The 17,468-nt window shown below is 51.5% G+C and carries 15 protein-coding genes; 4 read left to right on the top strand and 11 right to left on the bottom strand.

Annotation, left to right across the window (positions count from 1 at the left end):
- Positions 1–105: 105 nt before the first annotated feature.
- Genes IE117_RS06355 through IE117_RS06345 form a run of 3 tightly spaced genes read right to left on the bottom strand, consistent with a single transcriptional unit; the run spans position 106 to position 3,222 of the window.
- Entirely contained in the window at positions 106–921 is an 816-nt protein-coding gene (locus IE117_RS06355; RefSeq protein WP_189563468.1) for a hypothetical protein, read from the bottom strand.
- 48 nt (positions 922–969) lie between these two features.
- Entirely contained in the window at positions 970–2,685 is a 1,716-nt protein-coding gene (locus IE117_RS06350) for a hypothetical protein (protein WP_189563467.1), read from the bottom strand.
- A 6-nt stretch (positions 2,686–2,691) separates the two neighbouring features.
- Positions 2,692–3,222: an NADH-quinone oxidoreductase subunit C gene (locus tag IE117_RS06345; protein ID WP_189563466.1), complete on the bottom strand. Its 531-nt coding sequence runs from the start codon at positions 3,220–3,222 to the stop codon at positions 2,692–2,694.
- A 73-nt stretch (positions 3,223–3,295) separates the two neighbouring features.
- Between IE117_RS06345 and IE117_RS06340 the strand changes: the two genes are divergently transcribed.
- A complete protein-coding gene (locus tag IE117_RS06340) occupies positions 3,296–3,553 on the top strand; it encodes a (2Fe-2S) ferredoxin domain-containing protein (RefSeq protein ID WP_189563465.1) in 258 nt (85 codons plus the stop codon).
- Positions 3,554–3,644: 91 nt separating this feature from the next.
- On the opposite strand, the gene IE117_RS06335 is transcribed toward IE117_RS06340, so the two are convergent.
- The 3 genes from IE117_RS06335 to nuoB form a co-directional block, all read right to left on the bottom strand.
- Positions 3,645–4,175: a ferritin gene (locus IE117_RS06335; protein ID WP_189563464.1), complete on the bottom strand. Its 531-nt coding sequence runs from the start codon at positions 4,173–4,175 to the stop codon at positions 3,645–3,647.
- 116 nt (positions 4,176–4,291) lie between these two features.
- Positions 4,292–4,636, bottom strand: coding sequence for a hypothetical protein (locus tag IE117_RS06330; RefSeq protein WP_189563463.1), 345 nt, complete (start codon positions 4,634–4,636; stop codon positions 4,292–4,294).
- Between the two features lie 123 nt (positions 4,637–4,759).
- Complete coding sequence (nuoB, locus tag IE117_RS06325) at positions 4,760–5,296, bottom strand: NADH-quinone oxidoreductase subunit NuoB (protein WP_189563462.1); 537 nt, start codon at positions 5,294–5,296, stop codon at positions 4,760–4,762.
- A gap of 186 nt (positions 5,297–5,482) precedes the next feature.
- Between nuoB and IE117_RS06320 the strand changes: the two genes are divergently transcribed.
- A complete protein-coding gene (locus IE117_RS06320; RefSeq protein ID WP_189563461.1) occupies positions 5,483–6,829 on the top strand; it encodes an autotransporter outer membrane beta-barrel domain-containing protein in 1,347 nt (448 codons plus the stop codon).
- A 9-nt stretch (positions 6,830–6,838) separates the two neighbouring features.
- Here IE117_RS06320 and IE117_RS06315 read toward each other — a convergent pair whose 3' ends face one another.
- Positions 6,839–7,903 carry a hypothetical protein gene (locus tag IE117_RS06315; RefSeq protein ID WP_189563460.1) on the bottom strand — a complete coding sequence of 355 codons (1,065 nt, stop codon included), beginning with the start codon at positions 7,901–7,903 and terminating at the stop codon, positions 6,839–6,841.
- Between the two features lie 2 nt (positions 7,904–7,905).
- Positions 7,906–8,535 carry an ABC transporter ATP-binding protein gene (locus IE117_RS06310; RefSeq protein WP_189563459.1) on the bottom strand — a complete coding sequence of 210 codons (630 nt, stop codon included), beginning with the start codon at positions 8,533–8,535 and terminating at the stop codon, positions 7,906–7,908.
- A gap of 106 nt (positions 8,536–8,641) precedes the next feature.
- On the opposite strand from IE117_RS06310, the gene IE117_RS06305 reads away from it, so the two are divergent.
- The gene (locus IE117_RS06305; protein WP_189563458.1) at positions 8,642–9,499 is read left to right on the top strand and encodes a sterol desaturase family protein; all 858 of its coding nucleotides are present in this window, start codon (positions 8,642–8,644) and stop codon (positions 9,497–9,499) included.
- Positions 9,500–9,510: 11 nt separating this feature from the next.
- Here IE117_RS06305 and IE117_RS06300 read toward each other — a convergent pair whose 3' ends face one another.
- The 3 genes from IE117_RS06300 to IE117_RS06290 all read right to left on the bottom strand — a co-directional run bounded on the left by IE117_RS06300 (position 9,511) and on the right by IE117_RS06290 (position 16,145).
- Positions 9,511–11,229 carry a helix-hairpin-helix domain-containing protein gene (locus tag IE117_RS06300; RefSeq protein ID WP_189563457.1) on the bottom strand — a complete coding sequence of 573 codons (1,719 nt, stop codon included), beginning with the start codon at positions 11,227–11,229 and terminating at the stop codon, positions 9,511–9,513.
- 91 nt (positions 11,230–11,320) lie between these two features.
- Entirely contained in the window at positions 11,321–12,838 is a 1,518-nt protein-coding gene (locus IE117_RS06295; protein WP_189563456.1) for a SusD/RagB family nutrient-binding outer membrane lipoprotein, read from the bottom strand.
- 130 nt (positions 12,839–12,968) lie between these two features.
- Positions 12,969–16,145: a SusC/RagA family TonB-linked outer membrane protein gene (locus IE117_RS06290; RefSeq protein ID WP_189563455.1), complete on the bottom strand. Its 3,177-nt coding sequence runs from the start codon at positions 16,143–16,145 to the stop codon at positions 12,969–12,971.
- 173 nt (positions 16,146–16,318) lie between these two features.
- On the opposite strand from IE117_RS06290, the gene IE117_RS06285 reads away from it, so the two are divergent.
- Positions 16,319–17,428 (top strand): Gfo/Idh/MocA family protein, encoded by a 1,110-nt coding sequence (locus tag IE117_RS06285; RefSeq protein ID WP_189563454.1) that lies wholly within the window; start codon positions 16,319–16,321, stop codon positions 17,426–17,428.
- Positions 17,429–17,468: the final 40 nt, after the last annotated feature.

The following is a 17,468-nucleotide window of genomic DNA, read 5'->3' as shown; positions in this document are numbered from 1 at the left end:
GACCATAAAAAGGATTTATGTCAAGGATAATTCGGAAAGAAAAATCTGGAAATTAACGAGAATACCTCAGTCGGTTGTAGCTGATAGTCAGCCCTATTCGAGATTTCACCTGGCATATTCACGCCTCGTCTTTTCATCGAAAACTACTGTTACCATCCAGGGAACGGGTTCGGGTTTTCCCCGGCGGTAGTACATGTCCCATTCGGGTAAAGATTTGAGGACGTGCATTGCCTCCTGGTCGAGTGGAGGGTAATACGATTTTTTTAAGAAAACGACCGAATCGGGCCTGGGGCGGTCACCCGCGATGATTTGGAGAAACACCTTAACTTTTTTGTCTCCCAAATTTGGGATTATGGACCAGTCGATATGGCTGTAGAGGTACTCGTGAAAAACTCTGGCGCTCTTTGTAAATCTGGATTGATAGTTTCCTGAATTATCAAATTGCTCTTCTTTTACCAAAGTACCATCCTTCATGGTCAATATGATTTCCCCTTCATAGGACGAATTGGCCGGTGTTCCATAGTAATGAATCAGCTCCCCAACGGGAATCATTAGTTCGCCTTCCACCCAGTCGGCCCGTACTTTTCCGCCGGAGTAGCGATTGGGGAAAAGCAGCGCCAAATCAACCGGGAGGTTCACGCCAGAGCCTTTGTATACAAATAGTCGGGTTAGGTACAACGTATCATGTGACAATTCCCAGTACCCGATTGTGCCAATTCCGCCACTTAGCGCCTCATAAAACTGTTGGCTTCGGGCACTGTCATCTCTTACCTCAGCTAACTGAGCGTACCGAACCAATGGATAAGTGAGAAGCCTGAGCGTATCATCGCCTCTGACGAGGTAGTTTGCATCCGTCACCGTGGCCCGCGCGGTAATTGGCAGCAGAAAGACAACCAGAAAACACCACTTAAATCGGTTCATACCAGTCGATATCCTACGAATACAAATCGAAAGAGATCTCCTTCCAAACTACCTTCCCCTTCGCGCATCTAAAATCGCCTGTGCAGCCCGTTGGCCGTTACTCGGTGATTGAGCATTGCGCGAGTAGTACTTTCCATTGGGGGCGATGATGCTGTAAGTAGAGTAGGCCAGCGGATTGAGTTTGAACATCAACTGCGCCGCCTGGCTTTCGTTGACGAACATATGAACGCCTTTCAGCTTATTCCGGACAATGAATTTCTTCCACAGTTCGGGGCTGTTCACCGTTTCGGTGTCCGGCAAGTGGATGTACAGAAACTCAACATCAGCGGGTAGTTGGGCGCGGAGAGCCGGTGCGTAAAGTACCTCGTTGCGGCTTTGGTCGTCGAAGAGATTCCATTTGAGGACGTAGAGCGTCCTGCCACCGTAAAGCTGCTGGATATTTTTCAGCCAATCCTTTCCGTTGTCCCGCGACTGCGAAAGCCAGATGCCACTCAGTACTTCGGTGGGTGTAGCGGTCAGGTCTGTTCTTTGCCCAATGAGCCTTATGTACAGGCTGTCCTTGACTTCCAGTTGATATAATTCATTCAACGATTGCGCAATGGCCGGGACTTCGATTTTGGTTTTGATATAATCATAAAGCAACTCCTGCTCCGACAGCGATAATTGGTAAAACCGCTGCACCAGCAGCCGGGCGTTTAGCAGGTCAGTGGCGGTTTGGCCAAATTCGTCTGCGTAGGCTCGGTTCTTTTTTTCAATCAAGGTCACCAGGTCCATCGTGCGGCGGTCCCGGGCATAGAGTCTGTTGAGAAAATCCAGTTCGCTCGTCGTAGCGCTTCCCTGCTGGATCATGCTATTCAGCCGTCCGGTTTCCTCCGCCGAAAGCGGTTTAATGTAACGCTTAATTAGCTCAGCCATCGTCTCCACCCGCAAAGACTTGGAACGCGTCGGATTCTGGTAAGCCCGCTTTTCGAGCAGGCGGTCGGCGTAATCGCCAAAACGCACTACCCACTGCACCCGCTGAAAGGTCATTACACCCGCAGCCAGGCGGCGCAAACTATCTTCGGTGGCCTTGTTTACTTCCGTATCGGTAACGAGGGCATGTTCGTACAGTGCAGAGAGCTGTTCCTCGCTCACAATTGCTTCTACCCACTTCCGTAGATCCGGCGACACGCCGCCTTTTTGCGAGAGCGGCAGCAGAGCAGACATCCGCAGGTCAGCGCGACGCTGCAAAGCCTGACGGGCATCGCCAGCATCCAAATCCCAGAAAGTATCGAAAAAGGCTTCGCCGTACCGTTTGTTCTGCTTCATCAACCGCCCTTCTTCCGTCATATACTGGATGTACTGATTATTGGCCCCGGCGTTGACGCCCGCGTAGTAGAACAGCCGCTTGGCCTTGTACATCGAGTCAGCATCGAAGGTGAGTTGCAGCTCGCCCGGAGCGGCCAGAAAAGTTGTATAAACTTTGCCGCCATAATCCAGATACACTTCCTCCTGCGGATAAATCAGCGGCATCGTGATCGTGAAACTACCATCGGCCTGCAACGGCGCCTGCCGCGTCAGTTCGCTTTGGGGTTGCAGTATATTGTTTCGGGTAAAAGTGATCGCCGGAGCTTCCCGGTACAGCCGCGGGGTAAGGTTAAGTACCCGCCCGCTAATGACCACCGAATCCGGCTGGGCAGAAGCCCCCCTGCTCAGTAAAACGGAAACAACTAAAACAAACGCTACAAAAAGGCTCTTAAAAAACCCGGGCATTTCATCATTCATAATTTCTCATTCGTAACTCACTTTGATTCCATGGTACAAATCCTGTTCCACGTAGTCTCTCCGAAGTGGATGGCCTTGCCAGTCCGTCGGCAACAGAATGCGCCGCAGGTCAGGGTGACCCGTGAACCGGATTCCCAGCAGGTCATAGGCTTCGCGCTCGTGCCAGTCGGCAGTGCGCCAGAGGTGGCTCAGCGTGGGTACTTCGGGCAGTGGCTCGCCTTCCTGATTTCGGGCCAAAACTACCTTCAGAACCATTGAGTGCCCGTAAGGAATGGAATTGAAATGATAGAGTATCTCCATCGTTCCGACCGGCGCTCCGGCCACCGATGCACCAGCCTCGGGGCCATTGTCCAGAGCAGTCAGGCAACTCAACTGATCGAAAAAAAGCCGCTCGTCACGAAAAAGCAACTCAGCAACCTCCGTTAAACGATCCGGCACCACGACCAGAAAGGGTTGTGGCGCATCCGCCACGGCCTGAGTAAAGGCCTCTTCGCCCACTCGTTCGGTCAAATGCAAATAAATATCGGTAAAATTCATACGACAAAGATAACTAAAGCCGAACTTAACGGGCGGACGTTTGTTTTTTTACAAATCTTGAAAATAAAAACCTATGGGCAAATCGGGCTTCCCGGAGAAGACAATTTTTATTTGTGACGGAAAAAAGTGCGGAAAATATTCCGAGATCAGAAAACTCTGCAAGGAGGCGATCAAAGAAAATGGATTAAAAAATGAAGTGGAGCTCGTCAAGATGAGCTGCACCGATCGGTGCAAGCAAGCGCCGGTCATTTGTTTTCAGCCCGCCAATGCGTGGTATACCGAAGTCACAGAGAAACAAATCCAACAGCTTTTCAAAGAGCACATTACCTAAAAAAGGAGCCGATTGTGGCTCCTTTTTTTAACGTACGGGTATCGTGTCTATGGGCCGACGTTACGACTTTCGCCATAACCTACCCTGCCCATCAACTCAAAGTACCTCCCACTTTTCCGATTTCCTGATCCAGAATGAATTTCCCGGTAGCGCTATCGGCGTCGATCAGATCGAACAGTTCCATGACCCGGCGGGCGTTGCGCTCTTCCTCGCGCTGTTCACGGACGTACCACATCATGAATTCTTCGGTGGCATAGTCATTCAGTTCCCTGCACTTAGCCACGATTCGGTTGATGGAATGCGTTACGGCAATTTCGCTCTGCAGGGCGGTTTCAAAGACATCGCGCAGCGAAGCGAATTCCTGCTGCACTTCGCTAGGGGTAGGCGTGACAGCCGTGCCGCCTACTTCGGTGATGTACTTGAATATTTTCAGAAAATGCTCGCGCTCCTCCTCCGCCTGGGCATAAAGATAGCCCGCCGAGTAGTCGTACCCGTTGCGATCCAGCCAGGCGGCCATTGCCAGGTACTTTAATGAAGCCTCAGCTTCCATTTTACACTGCGCGTTCAGCGCCATTTCTATGTCTTCTGTTAAAGAAGTATGCAATCTTACCAGATCTTTCATGTCAAATATAAGGTTAATGTAATCTTCATTCAGAAATAAAAAAGAGCCAAGAATAGTTCTTAATCATCTCATGACTAAGCAAATATATAATTGGTCTTAATAAAGAGGTGCTAATTCTATACCAACGACACAACGCCTAAAGCCTCATGCAGCAGGCTGTTGAGTTTGAGGGCAAATTTCGTACCATCCAGAAGTTCGCGCAATTGAATAAGATCGCAAAGGGTGAGTTGCAACGATAGCCCGTGTTGAGGTGCTTCAATTATTTCAAAGTCTCCGTCATCTGAAAGGTCATAGAGACGTTCGTGAATATTGACCGCCGTTATTTTGCGCTGGAAGACAGAAAAATCACGCATCTTAAATGCGATATGCGTTTCCCCGAATTGCAGATGAATCCGGTTTGTGAGGTCGCACTGCCAGGAAGTACCTTTGGCAGTTTGGTATAGTTCGTTAGTCAAATGCACGAAGAATTATTCCCTTTTTTCAAAAATGAACAGCACAAAAATAGGGATTCTCCGAGCAAGTCCCAAGCCTATTTGAAATTATTCTAAATAAATGAAAGAGATCAGTTTTTAAGAGAACTTAAATCATACTTTGGCTTCTTCCTCAGCCTCCATTTGCAGTAACAAAGTGGGTGCAGGCTTATTCTGACTCAGGGGATGCTCGCCGCGAATCTTTTCCTGTAATTTCATAAAGCCCCCAATCAACGCCTCGGGGCGTGGCGGGCAACCCGGCACGTACACATCTACCGGGATAATGCGGTCCACGCCTTTTACCACATGGTAACCGTGTTCCCAGTAAGGTCCGCCGCAGTTCGAACAGCTTCCCATCGAAATCACGTAGCGCGGCTCGGGCATCTGCTCGTAAAGCCGCCGGACGCGGTCGGCCATTTTGAAGGTAACAGTACCGGCCACGATCATGACGTCGGACTGCCGGGGGGAGGGCCGGGGAAATATACCGAACCGTTCCAAATCATAATGTGAGGCGAAAGTCGCCATCATCTCGATCGCACAGCAGGCGAGGCCGAAGCCCATCGGCCACAGCGATGAGAGCCGCGCCCAGTTCAGCAAATCTTCGGCGCTGGTAAGGATGATGCCACCGTCGCCGGTTTTTTGGGGAGTCATTGTAATGGTGAATTAGTGAAAACGGAGTGTCAGATAAAAATAGGTGTAGAGTAAGCGGGCGCAAAGGGTGCCGTACAATAAAAAGGGGTTGAAAATTAGCAATTTAGGCTTTTTTCTTCGTAGGTTCAGCCGCACAATACCTCGCAAAGATACCCATTCATTTCTAACCTAAACGGACATACTACCATGAATCGCTTTTATAAAACCGTCCTACTTATGGCTTGCACGACATTTTCTGTGTTTCCGACCGCAGCACAATCACAGTTTAATCTTAAAATAATAAATCCAGCCACCACGCTCGAAGGAAATGAAAATACCCTGATAGGTCCGCAAAACGGATATGCCACTATTTCAGGCGATTACAATGTAGCGATCGGGAGCCGCACGGCGCAGCAAACCACTTCGGGCAGCGACAATACATTTGTGGGAGGCTATGCCGGGTATGCCAATTCAACGGGCGACCAAAACACTTTTGTGGGTAGATCTGCCGGCGGAACCAACAAAAGCGGAAACCATAATTCGTATTTTGGGGGTGAGGCCGGTTTCTATAGCACCACTGGGGACTATAATTCGTTCTTCGGCGATAATTCCGGAAGAGCAAACACCACGGGCTACGAAAATTCCTTCATCGGCGCCCGGGCTGGTATCAAGAATACGAATGGAATCGCCAATGCTTACCTGGGATTCGAAGCCGGAAACAACACCAATGCCAGCTACAACGTATTCGTGGGACACCAGACCGGCTACAATAACCTGCAAGGAAATCGTAATACATTTGTGGGCAATGGAGCAGGCGGCAACAACACTAATGGCGCGAGAAACACTTTCCTTGGCTACCTGGCCAACAGCACCGGCGCGAACAGCACTACGCTGCAACGCACTACAGCCATCGGGTACCTGGCCCAAGTGGGTGTCAGCGATGGCCTGGTACTGGGCGACACCAGTAATGTAAAAGTGGGCATCGGTACGGCTTACCCCAACGAACGCTTTACGATTCGGGGCAATGTCAATTTTTTGGCCTTCGACAATTCCCTGCGGCTGCGCGGCCAGCCTTTCCTGCACTGGGACGAACACGAAAACATGGCCCTCGGCATAGGTTCCACCATAGCGGAGGGAGCCGAAAATACGCTGGTGCTGGGAGGCGGCACTACCCGGGTAGTTATTGGAGACAGCCCATCGGGTGCATCGGCTTTGGTGCTTTCTCAGTTTGCCCAAAAAAACAACGACGGGAAAATCCTCGGTGTCGATGAAAATGGTGAAGTCTTTCTTGCACACCCCCGGCTGCGGGTCGCTACTGCCGCCGACTGGGCCGACCGGGTTTTTGAAAAAAATTACTCTCTGCTTCCCTTGCCGGAACTGGAAAGGTTCGTGCGCGTTCACAAACGCCTTCCCGGTATTCCTTCGGCGCAGCAGATGGCGACCGAAGGCACTGAACTCAACAAAATTGTTTCCAAACAAATGGAAAAAATCGAGGAGTTGACACTGTACATCGTAGCGTTGGAAAAAAGACTTTCAGCTCTGGAAAAAGATTGAATACTTTGGTTATCCGTACCAGCGTCGCCAGCCCAGCCAGGCTCCACTCAGCAGAATCAGGGCCAGCAGCGCAACGGGTATTTTGTATAGTATGACTAAGGTAAGGATAATGAAGCCGATCGCCACGGTTTGCAGGGTTTCTTCCAAGAGCAGCTGGCGCCGATAAAGTTGGGCATGGTAAAGAAGCAAGGTACTTACCCCAAGGGCATAAAGCTGCGCCAGTTCGTACCATTCGAGGCGGGTACCGTAGCTGACCGCCAGAAATGCTTCGGGCAGCAGCAGAATTGCGTGTAAAATCAGAATTCGCCCGAAGCGGGTTGTTTTTCCAAATGGCAGCGATTTCCCCCAAAGCCAAATCTCGTTCTCCCAGCGGTATAGTTCGTAGGAAAGTCCCGCATTGAGCAAATACGCCAACGTAAAACCTACGGCGGGTAGCCGCAGGTCGTAGGTTCCAGTGCTATCGTATACTAGAGCGGCAATCATGAACAAGAACACGCCTGCTTTGCTCAGTAGCAGGGTGAAGCCACGCTCGCGCAGCAGCCATTCCAGCGTCCAGAAGATGAAGTTAGCCGGACGACGAAATGGCAGTCGGAAAGCGATTTTGGTAGCGGTGGCAATGTCAGGATTCCGTAAACGCCACTCGGCCACCGCCACCAGAACCAGACTTAGCAGCAACCAGTAAGGAAAAATGGGCCAGGTTCGTTTCAGTATATTTTCCTGGCGGGCGATGGTTAGAACATAAATTCCGTAAAAAATCAAGGGCAGGATGAAGCCCAGCGCCATAACCATTAGCCGCCTCATCCGCTTCCACGGTGGCCATAGGAAAGTACTATGTAAAATGACGTACTCGGGGCGGGTCAACTGATGGGCTAGAAACTGGGCGCAAAGCAATGTATAGGCGACCCAGGCGACAAGCAGAGCACTCATCCCCCATTCGTCGGTCAGGAAGAAGTGGGCAAAGGCGTAGTGTTCCCGTCCGGTCAGGAATCCGAATAGGATGAAAATCACGACCAGAAAGAATCCCGCCCGCTGACGATAAAATTCGCGGACGGTAGAAAGGAGCAGTACTTTCATATTTATAGGGCAACCAAAGTACGGTTTTGAAGCGCAAACCCTCCGGTAACGGGCAGATCATCGTCCGCAAATGGCTGATGGGAAGACAGCAGGAACGCCACGCCCCGCGCATGGTACTTTTTGATAAGCGCAAATAAATTGCCGCGAGCTTCCAGATCGATGGTGATCAGCGGCTCATCCAGAATGATGATGCTCGGCTCACCGAGAAATGCCAACGCCAGCGAAGTCTTCTTAACCATACCACTCGAACAGGAACCCATTGGCTGATCCAGGTAGTTGATGCCAAAGGCTTCTACCAATTCTTCTACTTGTCCGATGGGATTTTTCTTGGCCTCAGCCACGAAACCCAGCAGGTCGGCGGGCGTCAGGAACGACGGGTACAAGGGCTCAGCCTCGCCGAGGTTCAGCCGCAGCCGGTAGGCAACGGCATCTTTTTTCAGGTCAAATTTCTGTTCTAAAACTACCTTTCCTTCAAAGGGCAGCATCCCCGCCAAGGTGCGGAACAAAGTAGACTTCCCGGCCCCGTTTTCGCCCTGAATCCAATAGATGCCCTCGCCGATGCTCCACTCGGGTATAGAAAGTACCTCATGGGTGCCGTAGTTTTTCCGCAAATTCATGACCTGCAATTTCATATTTCAGGATAGAAAACGTTTTATAAAATATTATTTTTGTTCAAATCACAGATATTTTAAGCGAACGTCTGAACAGCCCGGAGCGACCAAAAATGTATTCTTCCATATGCAACAACTAGCTGATTACTTCGCTACCATTCCATCCACTCACCGCAGCGCGATTCTGGTGGGGGGCATCACTTTGTTCTGGCTTATTGAGGGAGCTTTGCCGCTTTTTCGGTTTAAGTACAACAAATGGAAACACGCCGGGATCAATATTTTCTTCACCATCACGACCATCATCATCAACTTCGCGATGGCCTTCGTATTGGTCAAATCCAGTGACTGGGCCATTGCCCACGACTTCGGGCTGCTGCAATGGCTGCCCGAAATGCCGCTCTGGGCTTACGCTTTGGTGGGAATGCTGCTCCTTGACCTCATCGGCGCGTACTTCGTGCATTGGACCGAGCACAAAGTAAAGTGGATGTGGCGCTTTCACCTTATTCACCACACCGACACCCATGTGGACACAACTACTGCCAACCGCCACCATCCCGGCGAAAGCGTGTTCCGCTTCGTGTTCACGACTGCCGCCGTGGTACTTACGGGCGCACCCATGTGGTTGGTGTTTCTGTACCAGGCGCTATCGGTGGCTTTATCCCAATTCAATCACGCCAATATCAATCTACCCGACTCGGTCGACAAAGTACTTAGCTGGATCATCGTGACGCCCAACATGCACCACGTTCACCACCATTACGTGCAACCCTACACGGACACGAATTACGGCAATATTTTCTCGGTCTGGGATCGACTGTTTGGGACTTTTGCGCGGGAAGACGGCGACAAGCTGGTGTATGGCATCGATACACATATGGCGCCGCATGAAAATGGTCGCATCAAGAATCTATTGAAGATACCATTCCAAAAGTACCGCCCGCCGGTGGGCGCGAAGTTTTCGGAGGAGAGTTTTTCTAAAAAATGAATGAATTCTGATTAATTAAAACTTTTTCTTTTGCTAATCAGGTACTCTTCCATTTCTCCCAACGACAACGCATTGAAAGTCATATCCTTGGTCAGTCCACCTTTGCGGCCCATCGCTACGCCATAGTGCATGTCAAAGTACCCTTGCGTGCTGTGGGCATCGGGGTTGATACTCAGTTTGACGCCTTTTTCCAGACAGTAGCCAATCCACCGCCAATCCAAGTCGAGTCGCCAGGGACTGGCGTTTATTTCCATAATGACGTTGTGCTCGGCGCAGGCATCGATGATGGCCCGGTAGTCGATCGGGTAACCGTCTCGCGAAAGAAGTAACCGTCCCGTCGGGTGGCCAAGAATGGTCGTATAGGGATTGGCGATGGCGGTCAGCAAACGCTCCGTCGCTTTTTCCAGTGACATCGTCAGATTGCTATGGACAGAGGCCACCACGTAGTCGAAAGTACCTAATACGTCGTCGGCGTAGTCCAGCATCCCATCACCGAGAATGTCGGATTCGATGCCTTTCAGGATTTTGAAAGGTTTTGCAGGGTTTTCGGCGGCGAAGCGGGCGTTGAGTTGGTCGATTTCGGCGTGTTGCTGCCGTACTTTGTCAGGACGGAGGCCGTTGGCGTAAGCGGCGGTTTGGGAGTGGTCGGCAATACCCAGGTACTCGAAGCCCAGATCGCGGCAGAAAGTCGCCATTTCTTCGAGGCTGTTGTTTCCGTCGGAATAAGTACTGTGGTTGTGCAGGATACCTTTGAGGTCATCCCAGGTCACGAGGTCGGCAGGCGTATGCTTTTCAGCCCAGAAAAACTCGCCGTAGCCCTCGCGCATTTCGGGAACGATAAAGGGTAGTCCGGCTTTTTCGTAAATTTCTTCTTCCGATGCTACCGCTTCGGCCCGGGCGATTTGTAACAACGAGCGGCCCTCGGCAGATGGATGAGCCAGATGGCCTTCCGCGCTACTGCGTATGAAAAGTTCGTTCTCAATTTTAGCGGTAGTAACTGAGACAATTTCCACCAGAATATCCTGATCAAACGCCTTACCCCGCCACACAAAAGGCGTGGAATTTTTAATATCCTGATGCAGAACTTCAATTTTGGAAAGTACCTCCTGTACAGCCACGGGCGAGTCGGCAGGAATCAGAAAGCGGAGCGTTTCGACGGCTTCGGTCTTGCGGCGCACTTCGCCCGCCACCTCCACGCGGTCGAAGTTTTGCTCCAGAACATCTAGAACCAGCTGCGAGAGCGTTTCGGCCTGATTCATTCGCAGCTTCCCTTTTTGGCTGCGCAGAAAGGCCATCGAATCCAGAATTTTCTGCTGGGTACCTTCACCAAAACCTTTAAGTTTCGCCACACTACCGTTCTCGCAGGCAGCTTCCAGTTCGGCAATGGTCTCGACGCCCAGGTCGCGCCAAAGTACCCCTATTTTTTTGGGGCCGATGCCCTTGATTTTGAACATCTCAAGTACCCCCGGCGGTGTACTTTCCAGAAGTTCGTCGAGTTCCTGGAAACTACCCTTTTCGATGAGCTCAATGATCTTTCCGGCCACGCCTTTCCCAACACCTTGAATTTTAACAAGATCGCCGAACGAGAGTCCGGCGATCTGTTGGTTGGTCAATTTATCCAGATTGAAAGCCGCCGCGCCGTAGGCTCTTATTTTGAAGGTGTCGGCTCCGTGTAGTTCCAGCAGGCGGGTAGTCAGCTCGAGAGCTTCAATTATTTCAGGATTCGTCACTTAAATTGAGAATTAGTGATTAAGAGAATGAGCGAACATTGCTTGCGCCAAATTTATTCACTCATTCTCTCAATCTCTCATTCAAACCTAATTATTTATCCCACCATACCTTGGTGTCGAGGTCATCGGCTCCCATGCGGCTAATGGCGGCCTGTACATTCTCGCTGTTTACTGAGATTTCCGAGTTAGGGTACGTCAGGCGGTTGATAAAATTGCCCTTGATCGACTTACCGGGAAATGGGTTTGGCGTCAGTTTTGGGAAGCTGCTACGCCGCCAGTTGGCAAAAGACTCCGGTCCGTTCATAAATGAAGCTACCCAATACTGCGTGTTAATTTGTTCCAAAGCCGTAGCAGCCACAAGGGGATGAGTCGCGATATAGGCATCGATGGCAGCCTTGGGAATGGCCGAACGCTCGTCGTAAAGTGCCATTTGCTCCATGTGCGCCCGGATACCCGCGCTGAAATAATCAGCGGCGGAACCCGTGATCCAGCCGCGCTGTGCGGCCTCGGCCAGGTACAGTTTATTCATCCCGGCAGTAACCAGGAACATGGGCGCCTGTTGCTTGGCCAGCCGTGTTTTGTCGATTTGGCTGTACGCGTAAAAACTGGTTAGCCCCTCCTTAATAGCCTGGGCCACAATGCCACCATTATCGAAGCCAAAAGGCATTCCTATTTGCACTTTCGGATCGATGACCGCATTGGCCGGAATTTGCTGCGGCCCGGAGGCGGCATTGACGTAACGAACCGCGATGGACCCCAGGCGGGGGTCGTCGTTGCTTTTCAGGTAATTCACGAAGGGGGCAGCCAGATAGTAGTTGTTGGCCTCGGTACCGTTCAGGATACTACCCAAGCTATTCTGGTAGTTGGCATTGTGCCGGATCACGGCGTTGTTGGCGTTATCCTCAATCACGCCGCCCGCAAAGGCCGCCTTCACTGTCGCCTGAGCAAGGGTCAGGTCCACTTCGGTCAGCCGCATTCCGGCGCGTAACAGCAGGGAGTACCCCAGCTTTTTCCATTTGGCAATATCCCCCTGATAAAGAATATCGGCATTCTCCTTCGGCTTAGAGGCATCCAGAGCGGCGGAGGCAGCAGTGAGTTCCTTGATGATGTCCTTGTAAATAGCCTCTTGCGCGTCGTATTTAGGCTTGGTGTTTCCATCGATAAAACCTACTCCCGCTTCGGAGTAAGGGATATCACCGTAAGTATCGGTAAGTACCATAAAACCATGAGCCTGCCAGATACGGGCCATATTCACCAGATTGCTCCGGGCGGGGTCTTTTGAAGCCAGGTCGATGGCCGTCTTGGTGTAGCGGATCACCTCAGGGAAGTACCGCAACCAGTTCTGCTGGGTGTAATCCCGGTTGTCCTGGTTGAAATTTGCGCCTGCCAACACACCGGAGTTGGGCGTGACCGTCTGCTGCACGATACTCATGTCGTACTGCAAAGTCGTGTTGACATGTGAAGAATTGATCACCGCGTTGTTTAGCAGGAAAGCCGGGTTGACTGTCGTGGCCGCCGTCGGGTTGGTGTTCAGCTCATCGAAGCCCTGATCACAGGACGTCGTAAACAGGCATAGCGTAATGCCGGATAATATTAGTAGCTTTTTCATAATTTCAATTAGTGAATTATGGAATGTTGAAATGTCGGAATTAGTTGAGTAGGCTTTCAATCAAGATGATCGTCCACACTATGAAATTTATTATTCACTAATTCCGATATTCACTAATTCCAAATTGATTTTAAAACTTAACATTCAGGTTAAAGCCCATGCTCCGGGTCGTGGGTAGTCCCGTTGATTCCAGGCCCACGATGTTGTCTGAACCGTAGCCGAATGACTCAGGATCGATGTTAGGCACCCATTTTTTGAGCATCAGCACGTTGTTGGCCACGAAGCTTAGGCGCAAGCCTTTGAGTGGCGATTTGGCAGGGAGGTACTTCGAGAAATCGTAACCCAGCGTGACCTGGCGCAATTTCCAGAAACCAGCGTTATAAATGATTGGCTCCACCAGAGCCAGCGAACGCACCACTTCCCAATACTGCTGCACCGGTGCCTTCACGGTGTTGGGTTCGCCCTGTTCATTCACGCCCTCCCCGACGATACCACCCTGGTCTCTGCCTGGCAGTGTTTGCTTATGTAGGCCGTGGCGGGTGGCATTGAAGTTGGTACCGGACATCATATTGTGGCCCAGCTTGAAGTCGATCAGGAATGAAAGGTTGATCCCTTTATAATTCAGGGTATTGGTAAAACCGCCCACCCATTTGGGAATGGCCGAACCGAATGAAATCAGAGACGGGGTACGCTTGGCGACGCCGTTTCCGCTGTATACGATTTGGCCCTGATCATTGCGCAGATAGCCAAAGCCATAAAGCGAAGCCATCGGCTCGCCCACCACCTGCCGCAGTTCACCGTTGAAGACGTGCGTACCCACCGTGATTCGCTCACCCGGGGTGTCGGTCAACAGGCTGAGTACCTTCGTTTCGTTATATGAACCATTGAAGGTAAAGTCCCAACTGAAATCATTGCTGCGCACGATGCCGAAATTCAGCAGCAATTCCAATCCCTGATTTCGGCTGCGGCCACTGTTGATAAGTGTAGTACTGAAGCCGGAAGCGTTGGAAATCTGGGCGGCCACGATCTGGTCTTCGGTGATTTTGCGATACATGGCAAAGTCCACTCCCACGCGGTTGTTGAACATTTTCAGTTCCAGACCTACTTCGGACTCACTCGTCCGCATAGGTTTCAGATTGGCGTTGGGTACCGTGGAGCTCGTAATGTTGCCCACGGGCTGGGCGGCGCCCGCTACGTTGGGGAACAGGTTGGCGTTGATCCCGTAGAAAAGGTTGTTGGAGTAGGGCGAAACGTCGGTATCGCTACCTACTTCGGCGTAGGCGACCCGTACCTTACCGAAACTCAGCCAGTTGAGGATATCGGCCAATGCCTGAGAGAATACAAAACTACCCGAAATGGATGGATACAGGATGCTGCGGTTGGCAGGGGCCAGTGTCGAAAACCAGTCGTTTCGGGCGGTGACGTTTATATAAAGAAAATCTTTGTACGAAAATTCGGCGGCCCCGTAGAGGGAGTTGACCGCCCGCTCCGACAAGCTGTACAAAGGGTCCTTCACCCGGCCATTCTGCACCGTGTACAGATCCCGAACGACAAAGTCGGTGACCTGAACGCTGTTCAGGTCGGCGCGGCGCGACATCTGGTTGCCTCCCAGCGTCAAATCCACCCCGAAAACGCCGAATTTGCGGTTGGCTCCGATGAGAAAATCCTTGTTAATCTCGCGGAAACGCCGGGCTTCCTGCGTGTAGATGCCGTTGACAAACCCTTCGGGCGCAGGTCCCAATGAAGCCTTGCCGGTCGGTTGGTTGGTGTAGTCCTGGTCACGCGACCAGTAGTCCTGCCCTACCCGTACCTGCGCGTAGAGCCAGTCGGTAAACTTGTAACGAACGGCAATATTGCCGAAAATCCGGTCACGGCGGATGTTCTGCATTTGCTCGGCCAGCACCCAATAGGGGTTGGTGCGGTTCCGGAAACGGGAATAGACAAACTCATCGCCATCGGCATTGTACTTTTTCTCGTCCAGCAGATCCAGCGGCATAGTGTTAGCCATGTTCATCAGCGAGGTCGGGGCTGAGTTGTCCTGCTCGGCAACTACGGGCGGGTTCTTGTTGTACTCGTTGGAGTAGTTGATGTTGCCCGTCACGCTGAGATGCTTGGAAAGATCATAGGCAAAACCCAGGTTGACCGTCTTGCGGTTGAAAGTATTGTTGGGCATGATGCCCTTGTTGTCCATGTTGGCCAGCGACAGGTTGAACCCGCCTTTATCTCCGCCTGACGAAAGCGAAAGCGTGTTATTGAAGTTGGTGCCATTACGATAAAACTTGCGAATGACGTTCCGTTGTGCCTCATAAGGAACGGTCACGCCGTCGAACAGTACCTGTGTCATACCGGGTACGATTTTCTCGCCGAACGACCATTGTCCCGAAGTCGGGTTTGGCGTTGTGGGCCGTATACCGGTCTCGCCCTGTCCATATTCGTATTGGTAGTCCGTAAAATCGAGAGGTGTATCGACTGTAAAGTTGGAGTTGTAGCTAACACCAATGCCCCGGCCATCGCCGCGCGTTTTGGTCGTGACCATGATGACCCCGTCCTTGGCCCGGGAGCCGTAGAGGGCCGCCGCCGTGGCACCTTTCAGTACCGTCATGCTCTCGATGTCGTCGGGGTTGATGCTGCTCAGGCCGTCGCCGCCGTCGGAGGTATTACCCCCGCCTCGCACGGCGATGGCACCATCCGATGCCTGGTTACCGGGATTGGTACCGAAGTTGGTATTGTCGATGGGTACACCGTTTACCACAATAAGCGGTGAGTTCTGGCCCGAAAACGACGACTGGCCCCGGATGCGGATTTTGGAAGTACCGCCCGGCCCGGTACCCAGACTGGTAATATTCACGCCCGCGATTTTACCCTGCAGGGTATTGATAAAGTTGGGCGTCCGGTTGACCGTGATGGCTTCCGAGCCGACAGTCGTGGTAGAATAGCCGAGTTTCTTGGACTCTTTCTTGATACCAAGGGCAGTCACGACTACTTCGTTGAGCGCAGTGGAGCTTTCGTCCAGCGTCACGTCCACCATGGAACGGTTGTTCAGAGGTACTTCCTTGGTACCATAGCCGATAAAGCTAAATACCAGCGTAGCGTCCTGCACAGCATTCACGGAAAACTTACCATCGGCATCGGTGGTCGTGCCCGTATTGGTCCCTTTGACCAGCACGGAAACGCCCGGTAAAGCTTGATTGTCTTTGGCGGCTGTCACCGTTCCAGACACACGGCTGACTTGAGCCACGCCTGTAAAGCTTAGCATTAGCGCTAACCCCAAGGTCAATAGGTTTTTGAGAGGAAATTTTCTTTTCATAGTTGAAACGGGTTTATGTATTAGTGTTAAAGCGACAATAAATACTATTTCTACTTTTACTGCAAAAAAATATTTATTTCTTATAAAAAACCACTTTAACAGCTATTCCGAAAAAAGTCAGACATAGTAAGACTATGATGAACTTTACTTTTACCAGAAAAACACGCGAAACAATGAATGATAAAAACTCAACTACTCTCTACACTCGCCGTAATTTCCTGACGGCCGGAGCGGGCCTGGCCGCTACCGCCGCCTTCTCTCCTTATGTGATCGGCCGCACCAAAGCCAAGGACAAGCTGGGCGTTGCGCTGGTGGGCCTGGGATACTACAGCACCGACCTGCTGGCCCCCGCCCTGCAACTCACCAAAAACTGTTACCTCGCGGGCATCGTGACGGGAACACCTGCCAAAGCCGAGGCCTGGAAGGAGAAGTATAAGATTCTGGATAAAAACATTTACAACTACCAGACCTTCGACCAAATCGCCAACAACCCCGACATTGACGTGGTGTACGTGGTACTACCACCCTCCATGCACCGCGAGTACGTGGTGCGAGCGGCCAAAGCCGGCAAGCATGTCTGGTGCGAGAAGCCGATGGCCCCTACCGTGGCGGATTGCAAGGCGATGATCGAAGCCTGCGAGAAAAACAAGCAGAAACTGGCCATCGGCTACCGCAACCTGCACGATCCTAACATGCAGGCCTGGATGAAACTCGCCAAAGAAGGTACTTTGGGCAAACCGCGCCTGGTAAACTGCGCGGCGGCGTATGTGGACAACCGCACCACGCACTGGAAGCAGAAAAAGGACATGGGAGGCGGTGTCATGGGCGACATGGGCGTATATTCCATTCAGGGTGCGCGCCATGCGATTGGGGAAGAACCCATGCTGGTGACGGCGCATTTTTTCAACAATCGTCCCGAAATCTACCACGAGGTGGAGGAAACATCCATGTATCAGATGCATTTCCCCAGCGGAGCCCTTTCCAACTGTACTGCCAGCTTCGGAATCAACTCTAACTTCCTCAAAGTAAACTATGAGAAGGGTACATTGATGATGGAGCCATTTTCATCTTATAGCGGCAACAAGGGTACTTACTCAGGCGGCGTCATCAACATTCCTGTCCCGCTCAACAATCAGCAGGCTAACCAAATGGACGACGATGCGCTGGCCATCATGCAAAACAAGCCCCTGATTGCTCCGGGCGAAGAGGGCATGCGCGATATTAAAGTGGTGGAGGCCATTTACGAAGCCGCCAAGACGGGGAAGGAGGTTAAGATAGGGTAATCTCTTACTCTTCACCTCGAGGAAGCCTCCCTGGCAATAC

Origin of the sequence: Persicitalea jodogahamensis (assembly GCF_014651615.1) — a bacterium.
Taxonomy (GTDB): domain Bacteria; phylum Bacteroidota; class Bacteroidia; order Cytophagales; family Spirosomataceae; genus Persicitalea; species Persicitalea jodogahamensis.
The sequence above is the reverse complement of the archived record's forward strand: the minus strand, read 5'-3'. Positions and strand labels throughout refer to the sequence as shown.

Excerpts from the sequence above, each read along its gene's own strand:
- IE117_RS06355 (WP_189563468.1), bottom strand. The coding sequence starts at position 921 with ATGAACCGATTTAAGTGGTGTTTTCTGGTTGTCTTTCTGCTGCCAATT.
- IE117_RS06350 (WP_189563467.1), bottom strand. The coding sequence starts at position 2,685 with ATGAATGATGAAATGCCCGGGTTTTTTAAGAGCCTTTTTGTAGCGTTT.
- IE117_RS06345 (WP_189563466.1), bottom strand. The coding sequence starts at position 3,222 with ATGAATTTTACCGATATTTATTTGCATTTGACCGAACGAGTGGGCGAA.
- IE117_RS06340 (WP_189563465.1), top strand. The coding sequence starts at position 3,296 with ATGGGCAAATCGGGCTTCCCGGAGAAGACAATTTTTATTTGTGACGGA.
- IE117_RS06335 (WP_189563464.1), bottom strand. The coding sequence starts at position 4,175 with ATGAAAGATCTGGTAAGATTGCATACTTCTTTAACAGAAGACATAGAA.
- nuoB (WP_189563462.1), bottom strand. The coding sequence starts at position 5,296 with ATGACTCCCCAAAAAACCGGCGACGGTGGCATCATCCTTACCAGCGCC.
- IE117_RS06320 (WP_189563461.1), top strand. The coding sequence starts at position 5,483 with ATGAATCGCTTTTATAAAACCGTCCTACTTATGGCTTGCACGACATTT.
- IE117_RS06315 (WP_189563460.1), bottom strand. The coding sequence starts at position 7,903 with ATGAAAGTACTGCTCCTTTCTACCGTCCGCGAATTTTATCGTCAGCGG.
- IE117_RS06310 (WP_189563459.1), bottom strand. The coding sequence starts at position 8,535 with ATGAAATTGCAGGTCATGAATTTGCGGAAAAACTACGGCACCCATGAG.
- IE117_RS06305 (WP_189563458.1), top strand. The coding sequence starts at position 8,642 with ATGCAACAACTAGCTGATTACTTCGCTACCATTCCATCCACTCACCGC.
- IE117_RS06295 (WP_189563456.1), bottom strand. The coding sequence starts at position 12,838 with ATGAAAAAGCTACTAATATTATCCGGCATTACGCTATGCCTGTTTACG.
- IE117_RS06290 (WP_189563455.1), bottom strand. The coding sequence starts at position 16,145 with ATGAAAAGAAAATTTCCTCTCAAAAACCTATTGACCTTGGGGTTAGCG.
- IE117_RS06285 (WP_189563454.1), top strand. The coding sequence starts at position 16,319 with ATGAATGATAAAAACTCAACTACTCTCTACACTCGCCGTAATTTCCTG.